General features: G+C 62.7%; 14 protein-coding genes. 2 read left to right on the top strand and 12 right to left on the bottom strand.

Translation table 11 applies throughout. The annotated features are described in order from the left end of the window. Positions 1–56: 56 nt before the first annotated feature. The 3 genes from NKI54_RS24155 to recA all read right to left on the bottom strand — a co-directional run bounded on the left by NKI54_RS24155 (position 57) and on the right by recA (position 4938). Positions 57–851 (bottom strand): PhzF family phenazine biosynthesis protein, encoded by a 795-nt coding sequence (locus tag NKI54_RS24155; protein ID WP_352474728.1) that lies wholly within the window; start codon positions 849–851, stop codon positions 57–59. Positions 852–914: 63 nt separating this feature from the next. Next, on the bottom strand, positions 915–3581 hold the full coding sequence (gene alaS / locus NKI54_RS24150) for an alanine--tRNA ligase (protein WP_352637859.1): 2667 nt from the start codon (positions 3579–3581) through the stop codon (positions 915–917). A 259-nt stretch (positions 3582–3840) separates the two neighbouring features. Further along, the gene (gene recA, locus NKI54_RS24145) at positions 3841–4938 is read right to left on the bottom strand and encodes a recombinase RecA (protein ID WP_023674696.1); all 1098 of its coding nucleotides are present in this window, start codon (positions 4936–4938) and stop codon (positions 3841–3843) included. Positions 4939–5214: 276 nt separating this feature from the next. Between recA and NKI54_RS24140 the strand changes: the two genes are divergently transcribed. Then, on the top strand, positions 5215–6150 hold the full coding sequence (locus tag NKI54_RS24140; protein WP_352637801.1) for a PfkB family carbohydrate kinase: 936 nt from the start codon (positions 5215–5217) through the stop codon (positions 6148–6150). A gap of 34 nt (positions 6151–6184) precedes the next feature. Here the strand turns inward: NKI54_RS24140 and NKI54_RS24135 are convergent, their stop codons facing one another. Continuing rightward, positions 6185–6508 carry a TfoX/Sxy family protein gene (locus tag NKI54_RS24135; RefSeq protein WP_023717364.1) on the bottom strand — a complete coding sequence of 108 codons (324 nt, stop codon included), beginning with the start codon at positions 6506–6508 and terminating at the stop codon, positions 6185–6187. A gap of 90 nt (positions 6509–6598) precedes the next feature. On the opposite strand from NKI54_RS24135, the gene NKI54_RS24130 reads away from it, so the two are divergent. After that, positions 6599–7096, top strand: coding sequence for a GFA family protein (locus NKI54_RS24130; protein ID WP_352637799.1), 498 nt, complete (start codon positions 6599–6601; stop codon positions 7094–7096). A gap of 324 nt (positions 7097–7420) precedes the next feature. Here NKI54_RS24130 and sufA read toward each other — a convergent pair whose 3' ends face one another. The 8 genes from sufA to NKI54_RS24090 all read right to left on the bottom strand — a co-directional run bounded on the left by sufA (position 7421) and on the right by NKI54_RS24090 (position 15091). After that, on the bottom strand, positions 7421–7801 hold the full coding sequence (sufA, locus tag NKI54_RS24125) for a Fe-S cluster assembly scaffold SufA (protein ID WP_006206001.1): 381 nt from the start codon (positions 7799–7801) through the stop codon (positions 7421–7423). A 110-nt stretch (positions 7802–7911) separates the two neighbouring features. Then, a complete protein-coding gene (locus NKI54_RS24120; protein WP_352637797.1) occupies positions 7912–8307 on the bottom strand; it encodes an SUF system Fe-S cluster assembly protein in 396 nt (131 codons plus the stop codon). 5 nt (positions 8308–8312) lie between these two features. Next, on the bottom strand, positions 8313–9554 hold the full coding sequence (locus NKI54_RS24115; protein ID WP_352637795.1) for a cysteine desulfurase: 1242 nt from the start codon (positions 9552–9554) through the stop codon (positions 8313–8315). Positions 9555–9733: 179 nt separating this feature from the next. Next, entirely contained in the window at positions 9734–11002 is a 1269-nt protein-coding gene (gene sufD / locus NKI54_RS24110; RefSeq protein ID WP_352637793.1) for a Fe-S cluster assembly protein SufD, read from the bottom strand. 43 nt (positions 11003–11045) lie between these two features. Then, the gene (gene sufC, locus NKI54_RS24105) at positions 11046–11801 is read right to left on the bottom strand and encodes a Fe-S cluster assembly ATPase SufC (protein ID WP_023674687.1); all 756 of its coding nucleotides are present in this window, start codon (positions 11799–11801) and stop codon (positions 11046–11048) included. Then, positions 11794–12210, bottom strand: coding sequence for a hypothetical protein (locus NKI54_RS24100; protein WP_352590646.1), 417 nt, complete (start codon positions 12208–12210; stop codon positions 11794–11796). Before NKI54_RS24100 ends, sufC begins: the two co-directional genes overlap by 8 nt. After that, entirely contained in the window at positions 12207–13724 is a 1518-nt protein-coding gene (gene sufB, locus NKI54_RS24095) for a Fe-S cluster assembly protein SufB (protein ID WP_023674685.1), read from the bottom strand. Before sufB ends, NKI54_RS24100 begins: the two co-directional genes overlap by 4 nt. A 188-nt stretch (positions 13725–13912) precedes the next feature. Then, positions 13913–15091, bottom strand: a complete 1179-nt coding sequence (locus tag NKI54_RS24090; protein WP_352692525.1) for a cysteine desulfurase family protein — start codon at positions 15089–15091, stop codon at positions 13913–13915. Positions 15092–15168 lie beyond the last annotated feature (77 nt).

Below are 15168 nucleotides of genomic sequence, written 5' to 3'. Positions count from 1 at the left end.
GCCGAGGCTGGCGACAAATTCTCCCAGATCCTTGCCTTCTCTGCCTCGCAAGCCGCTCAATCGGGAAGGTAGATCTCCGCCTTCATGAAGGTCTTCGCACGGCCTGTGATCAGCACGCGATCTCCGGCCAGTTCGCATAGCAAATGCCCGCCGCGCTGCGAGCATTGGAATGCCGACAGATGCGTCTTGCCGAGTTTTTCAGACCAATAAGGCACCAGCGTCGCATGAATGGAGCCGGTTACCGGATCCTCGGGAATGCCCGCCCCGGGCACAAAGTAACGGGAGACGAAATCGTGGGCTCGCCCAGGCGCGGTAATAACCAGGCCGAGAGGATGAAAACGTCCGATCCTGAGCAGATCGGGAACGAAAGATCGCACGGTTGTCTCGTCGGCAAGCTCGACAAACAGGTTCTCGAAATTGCGGAAGCTCGCAACCGGCCGCTGAGGCAATATCGCTTGCAGCGCCGAGTTCAGCTCCTCCTCGATGGGCTGCGGCGGAAAACAAGGCAGATCGAGCTGATAGCCCCCTTCCCACCGGGAAACCCGCAGCTCGCCGACCCGGGTGGCGAAGGCCATTTCGCCCTGACCATTGTATTCCGTAGCCAGCACATGGGCGGCCGCAAGAGTGGCGTGGCCGCAGAAGTCGACTTCATGGACCGGCGTGAACCAGCGCAAATCCCAACCTTTGCCATTCGGCCGCACAAACGCGGTTTCAGCAAGATTGTTTTCGTTGGCGATGGCCTGCATTACCTGCTCCGACAGCCATTCCTCTAAAAGGAGAACGGCGGCAGGGTTACCCTGGAAGGCCCGTTCGGCAAAGGCATCGACCTGATACATCGTCAGCGTCGGCATATCGGCCCTCAAAGATATCCGCTGGGCGGCGCGCCATTTCGGCCGTGCCGCCCCGGTGCAGGTTCACGCCGCTTCGAGAGCCGCCTTCACCGCAGCGATCGCGTCTTCGGCCTTCGAGCCGTCCGGGCCGCCGGCCTGAGCCATATCGGGTCGCCCGCCGCCGCCCTGCCCGCCCAATGCCGCGGACGCGACGCGCACCAGATCGATGGCGTTGAAGCGGCCGGTCAGATCATCGGTGACGGCGACGACGACGCTCGCCTTGTTGTCCTCGCCGGCGCCGACAAAGACGACGATGCCGGAGCCGAGCGACTTCTTGCCGGCATCGGCCAACGGCTTAAGATCCTTTGGCGAGACGCCCGATACCGCCTTGCCGAGAAAACCGACACCGGCAATGGTTTCGTTTTCCGCAGGCACACCGGCTGGCGAGCGATCGCCCAGCGCCAGCTTCTTGCGCGCCTCGATCAGCTCCTTTTCGAGCTTCTTGCGTTCGTCCAGCAGCGCCTCGACGCGGGCCGGCACATCGGCCGGCGAAATCTTCAACGCGGCGGCGGCCGCCTTCAACCGCTTGTCTTGTTCGTCGAGATGCTTTCTGGCCGCCTCGCCGGTCAACGCCTCGATGCGGCGCACGCCGGCAGCGACCGCGCTGTCGGACACGATGCGCACCAGGCCGATATCGCCGGTCGCCCTGACATGCGTGCCGCCGCATAGCTCGACCGAATAAGGCCGGTTGGCCTTGGCGCCATGCAAGCCCGTGCCCATCGAAACGACGCGCACTTCATCGCCATATTTCTCGCCAAACAGCGCCATGGCGCCTTCGGCAATGGCGTCGTCGACAGACATCAGCCGCGTGGTTACAGGGCCGTTCTGAACGACGATCTCGTTTGCCATGCGCTCGACCTCTTCGAGCTCGTCCGGCGAGATCGGCTTGTTGTGCGAAATGTCGAAGCGCAGACGCTCGGGCGCGACCAGCGAGCCCTTCTGCGCCACATGGGTACCCAGCACCTCGCGCAGCGCCTCATGGATCAGATGCGTGGCGGAATGGTTCGCGCGCAGCCTGGAGCGACGCGCGTGGTCCACCTTCAGCTCGACGGTCGCGCCCGTCTTGACCGTGCCGTTAGCCACCTTGCCGAGATGGACGAAAAGCCCATCGGCCTTCTTCTGGGTATCGGATATTTCGATCGAGAACCCGTCGCCCGAAATGACGCCGGTGTCGCCCATCTGGCCACCGGACTCGCCATAGAACGGCGTCTGGTTGACAACCACGGCAACGGCGTCACCTTTGCCGGCGCTGTCGACGGTCTTGCCGCCCCTGACCAGCGCTTGGATGAGGCCTTCCGCCTGCTCGGTCTCATAGCCGAGGAACTCGGTGGCGCCGGCGTTCTCGCGCACCGGAAACCATACCGTCTCGGTCGCCACGTCGCCGGAGCCGGCCCAGCTTTTGCGCGCCTCCGCTTTCTGCCGCTCCATCGCCTCGGTGAAGCCGGCAAGGTTGACCGAGATGTTGCGCTGGCGCAGCGCGTCCTGCGTCAGATCGAGCGGAAAGCCATAGGTGTCGTAGAGCTTGAACGCTGTCTCGCCATCCAGCATGTCGCCGGAGGCCAGCTTTTCCGTCGCCTCCGAAAGCAAGCCCAAGCCGCGCACCAACGTCTTGCGGAAGCGCGTCTCTTCCAGCTTCAGCGTTTCGGTGATCATCTGTTCGCCGCGCACCAGTTCCGGGTAGGCTTGGCCCATCTCGCGGACCAGCGCCGGCACCAGGCGCCACATCAGCGGATCGCGGGCGCCGAGCAATTGCGCATGGCGCATGGCCCGGCGCATGATGCGACGAAGCACGTAGCCGCGTCCTTCGTTGGACGGCAGCACGCCGTCGGCGACCAGGAAGCAGGACGAACGCAAATGGTCGGCGATGACACGGAACGATGCGACTGTGCCCGCATCCGGACCCTTGCCAAGCGCCGACGACGCAGCGTCGATCAGGTGGCGGAACAGGTCGGTTTCGAAGACGCTTTCAACCCCTTGCAGGATGGATGCCATGCGCTCGAGGCCCATGCCTGTGTCGATCGACGGACGCGGCAGGTCGACGCGCTCTTCCTTCGTCACCTGTTCGTACTGCATGAACACCAGGTTCCAGAATTCAAGGAAACGGTCGCCATCCTCCTCGGGGCTGCCGGGAGGGCCGCCCCAGATATGCTCGCCACGGTCGATGAATATCTCCGAACACGGCCCGCAAGGTCCAGTGTCGCCCATTGCCCAGAAATTGTCCGAAGTCGCGATGCGGATGATGCGATCGTCCGAAAGGCCGGCGATCTTCTTCCAGTACGAGGCCGCCTCGTCGTCGGTGTGGTAGACGGTGACCAGCAGCTTGTCCTTCTTCAGCCCGAACTCCCTGGTGATCAGGTTCCAGGCAAGCTCTATGGCCCGCTCCTTGAAATAGTCGCCGAAGGAGAAATTGCCGAGCATCTCGAAGAAGGTCAGGTGGCGCGCGGTGTAGCCGACATTGTCGAGGTCGTTGTGCTTGCCGCCGGCGCGAACACTCTTCTGGGCAGTCGTGGCGCGCGAATACGGCCGCTTCTCCAGACCGGTGAAAACGTTCTTGAACTGCACCATGCCGGCATTGGTGAACATCAGCGTCGGGTCGTTGCGCGGGACCAGCGGGCTTGACGCGACGACCTCGTGACCTTCCTTGCGAAAATAGTCGAGAAATGCCGACCGGATCTCGTTGACGCCACTCATGAATACTGCCTTTTCGAGAGAACCGCCGGCTGCCGGCGGAAAATAGACATGGCCTTTTAGCGGTCGCACCGCAGCCTGTCCAGAAACACCAAATGGGCTCAAATCCCGGCTTTCACCAGCGCCTTGAAATGCGTCTGCCTCGCCGTCAAACGCGAACCGCCGGCCCAGGGCCGGCGGTTCGAAACGCATCGATTACGCAAACTCAAAATCAAAACATCAGATCGAAACCTGGCTGAGGCTCAGCGAGGCGTCGCTTGCCCTACATCACCCCAGCGTCGTCCTCGAAACCGTCGTCGCTGCTTTCGGAGCCGCCGTTCTCAAGGAATTTCTCAGCGATCAGCCCGGCATTCTGCCGCAGCGCCAGCTCGATCTCGCGCGCCGTGTCGGGATTGTCGCGCAGGAACAGTTTTGCGTTTTCGCGGCCCTGGCCAAGACGCTGCGAATTGTAGGAGAACCAGGCGCCCGACTTTTCGACCACGCCCGCCTTGACGCCGAGATCGACCAGCTCGCCGGTCTTGGAGACGCCCTCGCCATACATGATGTCGAACTCGACCACCTTGAAGGGCGGCGCCAGCTTGTTCTTGACGACCTTGACGCGGGTCTGGTTGCCGACGACCTCGTCGCGATCCTTGACCGAGCCGATGCGGCGGATGTCGAGGCGGACCGAGGCATAGAATTTCAACGCATTGCCGCCGGTCGTCGTCTCGGGCGAACCGAACATGACGCCGATCTTCATGCGGATCTGGTTGATGAAGATGACCATGGTGTTGGAGCGCGAGATCGAGGCGGTGAGCTTGCGCAGTGCCTGGCTCATCAGGCGGGCCTGCAGGCCGGGCAGCGAATCGCCCATCTCGCCTTCGATTTCCGCCCGCGGCGTCAACGCCGCCACCGAATCGACCACCAGCACGTCGATGGCGCCGGAGCGCACCAGCGTGTCGCAGATCTCCAGCGCCTGCTCGCCGGTATCGGGCTGCGAGATCAGCAGGTTTTCGAGATCGACGCCGAGCTTGCGGGCATAGACCGGGTCGAGCGCGTGCTCGGCATCGACGAAGGCGCAGATGCCGCCCTTCTTCTGGGCTTCGGCCACCGTGTGCAGCGCCAGCGTCGTCTTGCCCGAGCTTTCCGGCCCGTAGATCTCGACGATGCGGCCGCGCGGCAGGCCGCCGACGCCAAGCGCGATGTCCAGCCCAAGCGAGCCGGTCGGCACCGTTTCGATCTCGACGACCTGCTCGTTCGCGCCGAGCCGCATGATCGAGCCCTTGCCGAAGGCACGCTCGATTTGCGACAGCGCCGCATCCAGAGCCTTTGATTTGTCCACCGCTTTGTCCTCTACAAGCCGCAAAGAATTCTGAGCCATGATACATCACCCCGTGGTCGTCAATGGAGGCCGGACAATCCCGCAATCCTTAAAAGAATGTACCTCATTTGTTCTCATTTGTCAATGAGCACCAAGGGTTTGAAAAATAATGCATATCCCTATTTGTTCTATTTTTGTTTCGCAATTATTGCTTCCGATGTGTCTCGCTTCGCATGCGGCGCCGTTGCCGTCACCAACCGAATCGGACCCGCGATTGCAGGGTTCCGCCCGGCGACCTAGTCTCTCCGGGCAACAGCAAAAGGGCATTTTGACGGCATGATCAAATCCCCGACGATCCTGGCCGTGGGCGGCGCCTATATCGAGCGGCGCGGCCGGGTTGCCGGCGCCTTCGTGCCGGCCGCTTCCAACCCCGGCACGATGCGCGAGCATGTCGGCGGTGCCGTCTTCAACGCCTTGCGCTGTGCGGTGCGACGCGGCGCCTCGGCCTCGCTGCTTTCGGTGCGCGGCGGCGATGCCCTTGGCGACACGGTTTTACGCGCCGTCACCGAGGCCGGCATTGCCGACCTGTCGGCGGTGTTCCTCGACCGAGCAACGCCAAGCCATACGATGCTGATCGATAGCGACGGCGGGCTGATCGCCGGCCTTGCCGACATGGTGCTCTACGAGCTGGCGCTTCCCAAGCAGATCCGCCGCGCCAAGGTGCGGGAAGCGATCGGTTCGGCCGACGCGGTGCTGTGCGACGCCAACCTGCCGTCGACCGCGCTGGGGCGGCTGGCGGCACTCGCCGCCGACAAGCCGGTGTTTGCGCTTGCGGTCTCGCCCAATAAGGCGGCGCGGCTGATGCCGGTGCTCGACCGTCTGGCGCTGGCCTTCATGAACCGGCAGGAGGCCGGCGTGCTCGCCGGCGTCGGCATCGATGCTGACGATCAAGGCATCGTCGACGGCCTAAGACGCGCCGGGCTGAAAAGCGGCGTGATCACCGCCGGCGACGAACCAGTGCTCGGTTTCGACGAATTGAGCGCGTTCTCGATCTCGCCACCACCGCCGCTACAAAAGCGGACCGATACTGCCGGCGCCGGCGACGCATTGGCAGGCGCCACGATCGCTGCCCTGCTGCGCGGCCTGACGCTGCGCGCGGCACTGCGCGAAGGCATTGCCGCAGCTATGCTCGTCGTCGAGAGTGCCGCCTTCACCAGCGCTGGCTTTGCCGAAGCGCTGGCGCTCGTGCCCGAGGCGCGGGACCCGGCATGAAGTGCGGCCCGGAATTGCCGAAGCATGACGCAGCCTATTTGCCGGCGCGCCGTCCTGCCTCGTAGGCGCGGCGCGCCCAGATCGCCATCTCGTCGGGATCGTCGAATGCGCTGTCGGGAACGCTCCAATAGGGCATCGACACGAGCTTGCCGTGGCGCGAGCCGGTATAGGTCCATTGACGGCAGCCGGCCGCTTCGAAATCCGGGGCGCTTTCGGCGTCGGCCTTCAGCATCAATTCGCCACGGATGACGATGGCGACGATGACGCCGTCGAAATAGATGCCCTTGCCGCCGAACAGCTTGCGGATGCTGACCGGGCCGAGGCCTTCGAAAAGCTCTTCTATGCGCTCGTTGTCCATGCGGCGATCATGTCACCCGGATTTCCCCTTGTCATCGACGCAACCGGCACCATCCTGACAAGTTCGGAATCAGTTTCATCGGAGTTTCTCATGCCGCTTCTGCTCAAAGGGTCCTGCCGGTGCAATGCCGTGCGTTTCGAGGTGGAAAGCCATACGCCGGTGCCGTTCATGCTGTGCTACTGCTCGATCTGCCGCAAGCAGCAGGGCGGCGGCGGTTTTGCCATCAATCTCGGCGCCGATTACGAGACGCTGAAAATCCAGGGCAAGCGCCATCTCGGCGTCTACCGCGCCGAGATCGAGGACGACGAGCACCCGCAACGCGAGACCTCGACGGGCGAGCGGAACTTCTGCACGAAATGCGGGACGGCACTCTGGCTCTACGATCCGACCTGGCCGGAGCTGGTGCATCCGTTCGCCTCGGCTGTCGACACAGACCTGCCGAAACCGCCGGAGAAGGTGCATCTGATGCTGAAATACAAGGCGAACTGGGTCGAGCCGGATATCGGCAAGGGCGACAAGGTGTTCGACGTCTACCCGAAGGAGTCGATCGCAGACTGGCACAAGCGAACGGGGATGTGGGTGGATTAGCTATTTGCATAGCGCTGAAGGTTTGACGAATTGAATGGTGCGGACGCTGGCGAATAGTGTGCCCAGGGGATGGGCCGAAACCCTGTTCCGTCGTCATCCTGGGGCGGAGCAAGGAGCGAAGCGACGCGCGCAGACCCCAGGATCCATGCCGCGACTTCGGAGCGCTGGTGAGGTGCAGCGTTCTGCTCCGCTGCACCCTTCGGCTGAGGTTACGGCATGGATCCCAGGGTCTCCGCGACGGAGCTTCGCTCCTGCTTCGCCCAGGGATGACGAAGTTGCGAGCCTCAGCCAATCTCGAACGTGTCGAGAGCTAGCGGTTTCCAATCAGGCTGAGGCGCGTGCTTCGGCCAGTGCCTTCAGATCGGCCGGCTTCAATTCGACCGATTCGCCGCAGCCGCAGGCCGAGCTCTGGTTCGGGTTGCGGAAGGTGAAGCCGGTGCGCAGTGTCGTCTGCTCGAAATCCATCTCGGTGCCGAACAGGAAAAGCGCTGCCTCCGGCGCGACATAGACATGGGCGCCATCGCGCTCGATATGATCGTCCTTGGTGTTCGGCTCGGTCACCAGATCGACCGTATATTCCATGCCGGCGCAGCCGCCCTTCTTGATGCCAAGGCGAATGCCATGCGCATTCTCACGGGTCGCGACGATCTCGCGAACCCGGTCGGCGGCCTTTTCGGTCATCGTGATGACGGCGAAGCGTCCCATGTTTTCCTTCTCCATTGCGCGCAGGCTCAAGGCCTGCCGAATGATTCCTCACCTAAAATGGTGAAGTTTTGTACCCGGCGCAAGTGCGCCAGCCTCTGGCTGGTCGGATGCTAGTACCACCCAACCGCCACCTGCGCCTCTTCCGACATGCGGTCGGGCGACCAGGGCGGGTCGAAGGTCATGTTGACCTCGACGCCGGAAACGCCTTCGACGGCGCCGACGGCATTTTCGACCCAACCGGGCATTTCGCCAGCCACCGGGCAGCCCGGCGCGGTCAGCGTCATGTCGATCTTGACCGAGCGGTCGTCCTCGATATCGATCTTGTAGACCAGGCCGAGCTCATAGATGTCGGCCGGAATTTCCGGGTCATAGACCGTCTTCAGCGCCGAGACGATGTCGTCGGTCAGCCGCGCCAGTTCGTCGGCGGGAATGGCCGATCCGGAGACCACCGCATTGGTCGTCGTTTCCAGTGCCGTGCTTTCGGCGGTGTGGCTGGCATCATCCATGATCGTCACCCGAAGAATTTTCGCGCTTTTTCCAGCGCATCGGCCAAAGCATCGACTTCGGCCCTGGTATTATACATGCCGAACGACGCCCTGCATGTGGATGTTACGCCGAAGCGTTTCAACAGCGGCTGCGCGCAATGCGTGCCGGCGCGGACCGCCACGCCCTGCCGGTCGATAACCATCGACACGTCATGGGCGTGGATGCCCTGCAGCTCGAACGAGATGATGGCGCCCTTGCCGGGCGCATCGCCGAAGATGCGCAGTGAATTGATGGCGCGCAGTTTTTGATGCGCATAATCCTTCAGATCCGCCTCGTGCGCGGCGATGCGCTCGCGGCCGATCTTTTCCATGTATTCGAGCGCCGCACCAAGTCCGATCGCCTGGACGATCGGCGGCGTGCCAGCCTCGAAACGGTGCGGCGGGTCGTTGTAGGTGACGATGTCTTGCGTCACCTCCTCGATCATTTCGCCGCCGCCCATGAACGGGCGCATGCGCTCCAGAATATCCTTCTTGCCGTAGAGCACGCCGATGCCCGACGGGCCATAGACCTTGTGGCCGGTGAAGACGAAGAAATCGCAGTCGAGGTCCTGCACGTCGATCGGCATATGCACGGCGCTCTGGCTGCCGTCGACCAGCACCGGAATGCCGCGGGCATGCGCGATGCGCACAATCTCCTTGATCGGCGTCACCGTGCCCAGCGCATTCGACATATGCGTGATAGCGACGAGCCTGGTGCGGTCGGTCAGCCGCTTTTCGAATTCCTCGATGTGGAAGACGCCGAGATCGTCGACCGGCACCCAGACCAGCTTGGCGCCTTGCCGCTCGCGGATGAAATGCCACGGCACGATGTTGGAATGATGCTCCATGATCGAGAGCACGATCTCGTCGCCTTCGCCGATGTTCGGCATGCCGAAACCATAGGCGACCGTGTTGATCGCCGCCGTGGTGTTCGAGGTGAAGACGATGTTGTCGGTGCTCGGCGCATTGAGGAAACGGCGAACCGTCTCGCGAGCCTTCTCATAGGCGTCGGTCGCGGCATTCGACAGGAAATGCAGGCCGCGATGGACGTTGGCATATTCCTGGGAATAGGCGTGCTGGATGGCGTCGAGCACCGCCTGTGGCTTCTGCGCCGAGGCGCCATTGTCGAGATAGACCAGCGGTTTGCCGTAGACTTGCCGCGACAGGATCGGGAAGTCGCGGCGGATCGCCTCGACGTCGTAGGGGATGTTTTCGACTTTCTGGTCCATCACAAGCTCTCTCGAGGCACCGCCTCATTCCGTCCAGCACCCCTCATCCGACCGAGCTTCGCTCGGCCACCTTCTCCCACAAGGGGAGAAGGAAGAGCGCCTCTCCTTCTCCCCTTGTGGGAGAAGGTGGCGCCGAAGGCGACGGATGAGGGGTGTTGGCACCAACCCCTCAGTCACCTCTACCCGTGCGTCAAAAACCAATCGTCGAGTCTCGCTTCAAGCGCCTCGACGATGGCCTCGTCGTCCAGTTCCTCGATCACCTCGGCGACGAAGGCCTTGACCAGCAGGCCGCGCGCGGTCTTCTCGTCGACGCCGCGCGCCATCAGGTAAAACAGATGGCTGTGGTCGATCTCGGTGACGGTCGCGCCATGGCCGCAGACGACGTCGTCGGCGAAGATTTCGAGCTCCGGCTTGGTCGAGAACTCGCCGTCGTCCGACAACAGCAGCGTGTTGCAGGCCATCTTGGCGTTGGTCTTCTGCGCATATTGGTGGACATTGATGCGGCCTTGGAAGACGCCGCGCGCGCTGCCGGTCACCACATTGCGGATGACTTCCGTCGAGGCTGTGTGCGGCACGGCGTGGTCGAGCACCATGGTGACGTCGGTATGGGTGTCGCCGGCGAGCAGATTGATGCCGCGCAGGGTGAATTCGGCGCCCTCGCCGGTCGTCTTCACAACGACCTCCTGGCGCACCAGCTTGCCGCCGGCATTCATGACGAACAGCGTCAGTTTCGAATTCTTACCGAGATGCGCCTTGAACTGGGCGAGATGCGTCGCCGTATCCGGCTGCTCCTGCACGACCAGCCATGTCACTTCGGCGCCCTCGCCAAGCACAAGCTGGCTGACCGAGCTGACCAGTGCCGCCCCCTCGCCCGCCTGGCGTTCGACGATAACAGCGTTGGCGCGGGCACCGACGCGGACGGCCAAGCGTACATGCGTCTGTCCACCGGCCTGCAAATTCTGCATTTCGACCGGCTTGTCCAGTTGGGCACCGTCGGCGATGTCGACGAAATAGCCGTCGGCGACAAAGGCGGTGTTGAGCGCGCCGATGGCATCGTCGCTGCCATAGGAATCCAGCCCCGGGGCGATGCTGCCGTCGGTCAGCTTCTCCGATAGGCGCTGTACCGTGACGCCCTCGACAACAGCCCATTTCGCGCTCGAAACGCCGTTCAGCACCGGTAAAACGCTGGAGCCTTCGACGATCGGCGCAATGGCTTTCGCGACCGCTGCCGGATCGAAGTCCGGCACCGAAGTCAGCAGCCGGCGCAGGTCCGTATAATGCCAGGATTCGACGCGCCGCGTCGGCAGGCCGCCCTTGATCGCCTCGATGGCGTCGTCGCGCTTCAGCATCACCGCGCCGTCGCCGGGCAGCAGCGACAGCCGCTCGCCAAAGGCGTCGATCAGCGCCGTTTCGGCCAATGTTCGCTGGGGTGTCGTGTGCATATTCATCAGTATCGCCTTATTTGGCTTGCCTTCCGGGCCTGCTGGCATCTCACGCGGCTTGCCCGATCACGCCGGCATAGCCATTGGCCTCGAGGTCGAGCGCCAGCGACTTGTCGCCCGACTTGATCACCTGACCCCTGTAGAGCACGTGCACCGTATCCGGCACGATGTATTGGAGCAGGCGCTGGTAATGGGTGATGACGACGATGGCCCGGTCCGGCGAGCGCAGCGTGTTGACGCCGTCCGCGACGATCTTCAGCGCGTCGATATCGAGACCGGAATCGGTCTCGTCGAGCACGCAGAGCTTTGGCTCGAGCAGCTTCATCTGCAGGATCTCGGCACGCTTCTTCTCGCCGCCGGAGAAGCCGACATTGAGCGGCCGCTTCAGCATCGCCATGTCCATGTTGAGCGAGGCCGCCGCTTCCTTCACGCGCTTGAGAAATTCCGGGATCTTCAGCGGTTCCTGGCCGCGCGCCTTGCGCTGCTCGTTCATCGCTACTTTCAGGAATTCCATCGTCGCCACGCCCGGTATCTCCATCGGATACTGGAAGGCGAGAAAGATGCCGGCGGTGGCGCGCTCGGCCGGATCCATTTCGAGGATCGACTGGCCGTTGTAGAGGATATCGCCCTCGGTGACCTCATAGTCCTCGCGGCCGGCGAGGATATAGGACAGCGTCGATTTCCCCGAGCCGTTCGGGCCCATGATGGCGGCGACCTCGCCAGCCCTGACCGTCAGGTTCAGGCCGCGGATGATCTCGGTGCCGTCATCGACGATGCGGGCATGCAGGTTTCTGATTTCAAGCATTCTCTTGCTCTATCGTTCCGTTAACTACATATCGCCGAGCTAGGGCAACGGCGACGTCGCTTTCAAGTTCAGGTGCCAAGTCAAATCGCATACTTCCGTCCTCGACGGCGTCGGCGGGATTCGGCCACCTGGTGATTTCAAAAATCTCAGGGCCGTAGACTGTGATCATCAACTCCGTGCCGTCTTCGCGCCCAGCGCTAATTCGGTTGGCTTCGACTTCGATACTGACGACAACTTTGCTTTCGGCAGCAAAGCTTCGAAGGTAGTTCCCGAGCGACGTTGCCAATTCTCCGCAAATCTGCTCATCGAGGTCGGCCCGATAGTTGTCGGGTAGCTCACCAGAATGCCTGTCAAACTGGTGAACGCGTGCGACCAACGGCGGACCGTTCTCTGCCTCATCGTCACTCACCCCACGCTCCCCTCGAGGCTGATGCCGATCAGCTTCTGCGCCTCGACGGCGAATTCCATCGGCAGCTGCTGGATGACGTCCTTGACGAAGCCGTTGACGATCAGCGCGATCGCCTCTTCTTCCGGGATGCCGCGCTGCATGACGTAGAACTTCTGGTCCTCGGAAATCTTCGAGGTGGTCGCCTCATGCTCGAACTGAGCGGTCGAGTTCTTGGCTTCCATGTAGGGCACGGTGTGCGCGCCGCACTGGTCACCGATCAGCAGGGAATCGCAATTGGTGAAGTTGCGGGCGTTGGTCGCCTTGCGGTGCGCCGAGACCTGGCCGCGATAGGTGTTCTGCGAGAAGCCGGCAGCGATGCCCTTGGAGATGATGCGGCTCGACGTGTTCTTGCCGAGGTGGATCATCTTGGTGCCGCTGTCGACCTGCTGATAGCCGTTCGAGACGGCGATCGAATAGAACTCGCCGCTGGAATCGTCGCCGCGCAGGATACAGCTCGGATATTTCCAGGTGATCGCCGAGCCGGTCTCGACCTGCGTCCACGAAATCTTCGAGCGATGGCCGCGGCAGTCGCCGCGCTTGGTGACGAAATTATAGATACCGCCCTTGCCCTCGGCGTCGCCGGGATACCAGTTCTGCACCGTCGAATATTTGATCTCGGCATCATCGAGCGCGATCAGCTCGACCACCGCGGCATGAAGCTGATTCTCGTCGCGTTGCGGCGCCGTGCAGCCTTCGAGATAGGAGACGTAAGCCCCCTCCTCGGCGATGATCAGCGTGCGCTCGAACTGGCCGGTGTTCTTCTCGTTCATGCGGAAATAGGTCGACAATTCCATCGGGCAGCGCACGCCCTTGGGCACGAAGACGAACGAACCGTCGGTGAACACCGCCGAATTCAGCGTCGCGTAGAAATTGTCGGAGGTCGGCACGACCGAGCCGAGATACTTCTTCACCAGCTCCGGATGCTCGCGGATGGCTTCCGAGATCGAGCAGAAGATGACGCCGGCCTGCGCCAGTTCCTTCTTGAAAGTGGTGACGACGGAGACGGAATCGAACACCGCATCGACGGCGACGCGGCCCGACTTGTAGACGTTGTCGCTGGCTTCCTCGAGCTCCGACGCATCGGTCTTCTGCACGCCGGCGAGGATTTCCTGTTCCCTGAGCGGAATGCCGAGCTTCTCATAGACCTTCAGCAGTTCGGGATCGACCTCGCTGAGCGAAGTCGGCCCCGGCGTGCTCTTGGGCGCGGCGTAATAGTGGAGGTCCTGGAAATCGATTTTGGGATAGTGGACGCGCGCCCATTTCGGCTCGTCCAGCGTCAGCCAGCGGCGATAGGCTTCCAGGCGCCATTCCAGCATCCAGGACGGCTCGTCCTTCTTCGCCGAAATGAAGCGGATAATGTCTTCGCTCAGGCCCTTGGGGGCCTTGTCCATCGCGATTTCGGTCTGGAATCCGTATTTATACTGGTCGACATCGATCTTTCGAACTCGATCGATCGTCTCCTGCACAGCAGGCATCAGCGTTCTCCATCCACGCCGGGGTCAAGGCCCGGCAGTTTTCAAACTATGGCACCGCAAACGAGCACCCATCAGGCACCGGAGGCGGCGTAAGTTTCATATAGTGCGTTCATGCCGGAAATTCACCCGGCCAAATGCGAACGCACGGCTCTACCAGGCCGCAAGGCCCTACATTTCGTCTGCCGCGCTCAGGCGGCTCGTTCCCTGCTTGCCTTTTCCTTACCGGCTTGGCGCGCGACGATCGTCGCCAGCGCCGAACGGAACAGCTCGATATCTTCAGCGCTGGTCGCGTGGCCGACGGACACGCGCAACGCGCCGAGGCCGTCACCATAACCCATGGCTTTCAGCACATGGCTCGGGCCGACCTTGCCCGACGAACAGGCCGATCCCGCCGACAGCGCCACACCGGCCAGGTCGAAGGCAATCTGCGCCGTCTCGGCCTTGATGCCGGCAATAGCGAAGAATGTCGTATTGGCAAGCCTTGGCGCGCCGATCCCGAAGATTTCGGCGTCCGGAACAAGCGTTTTCACGATCGCCTCGATTTCGTCGCGACGCTGCCGCACCGTTTCGATCGTTTGCAAGCCGGCAGACGCCTCGCGCGCCGCCGCGCCAAACCCGGCAATCGCCGCCAGGTTTTCGGTGCCGCCGCGATGGCCTTTTTCCTGGCCACCGCCGCTGACCAGCGGCTTTGGCATCATCAGGTCCGACGCCGCGACAATGGCGCCGACGCCCTTTGAGCCGCCGATCTTGTGCGACGAGAGAATCAGATAGTCTGCGTAACCCGCTGACATATCGAGCGGAATGCGGCCGGCCGCCTGCACGGCATCGACAACCAGGATGCCACCCGCCGCCTTGACGATTTCGGCAATGCGGCCGACCGGCTGGATCACGCCGGTTTCATTGTTGGCAGCGTGGATGGCCACCAGCGGCAAGCCTTCGACCTTGTCATGCTGGACGAGAGCCTCGGCCAAAACGTCGAGCCTGACGACGCCGTCGGCGTCGACGCCGATCCGTGTCACCTGCGCCGCTGGGAAGCGCCCGCCGTTCAGCAGGCAAGGATGATCGGCCTCGGACACATAGAGCCGGCTAATACGGACAGCACCGCGCCCCATCTGCCAGTCCGGCGTCAGCAGCGTCGAGGCCGCTTCCGTCGCGCCGGAGGTGAATACGACATGCTCGGCTTTGGCGCTGACCAGTCGCGCCACGTCGCGCCTGGCATCCTCGATCAGCCGCCGTGCAGCGCGGCCCTCGGCATGGACCGAGGACGGGTTGGCGGCGACGTCGAGCGCAGCGACCACCGCCGCGCGCGCCGAGGCAAGCAGCGGCGCGCTGGCATTGTAGTCGAGATAGGCGCGTGCTCCGGCCATTTCCGTCCAACTGGTCCCTTCAAAAGCCGTTCCGCGAAGATAGCGCGTTATTTCCTTGAAATTGCAAGGCAAGACGT

It is taken from the genome of Mesorhizobium sp. M0663 (genome assembly GCF_040320585.1).
Lineage (GTDB): Bacteria > Pseudomonadota > Alphaproteobacteria > Rhizobiales > Rhizobiaceae > Mesorhizobium.
This window is presented reverse-complemented; position numbering and strand designations above follow the sequence as displayed.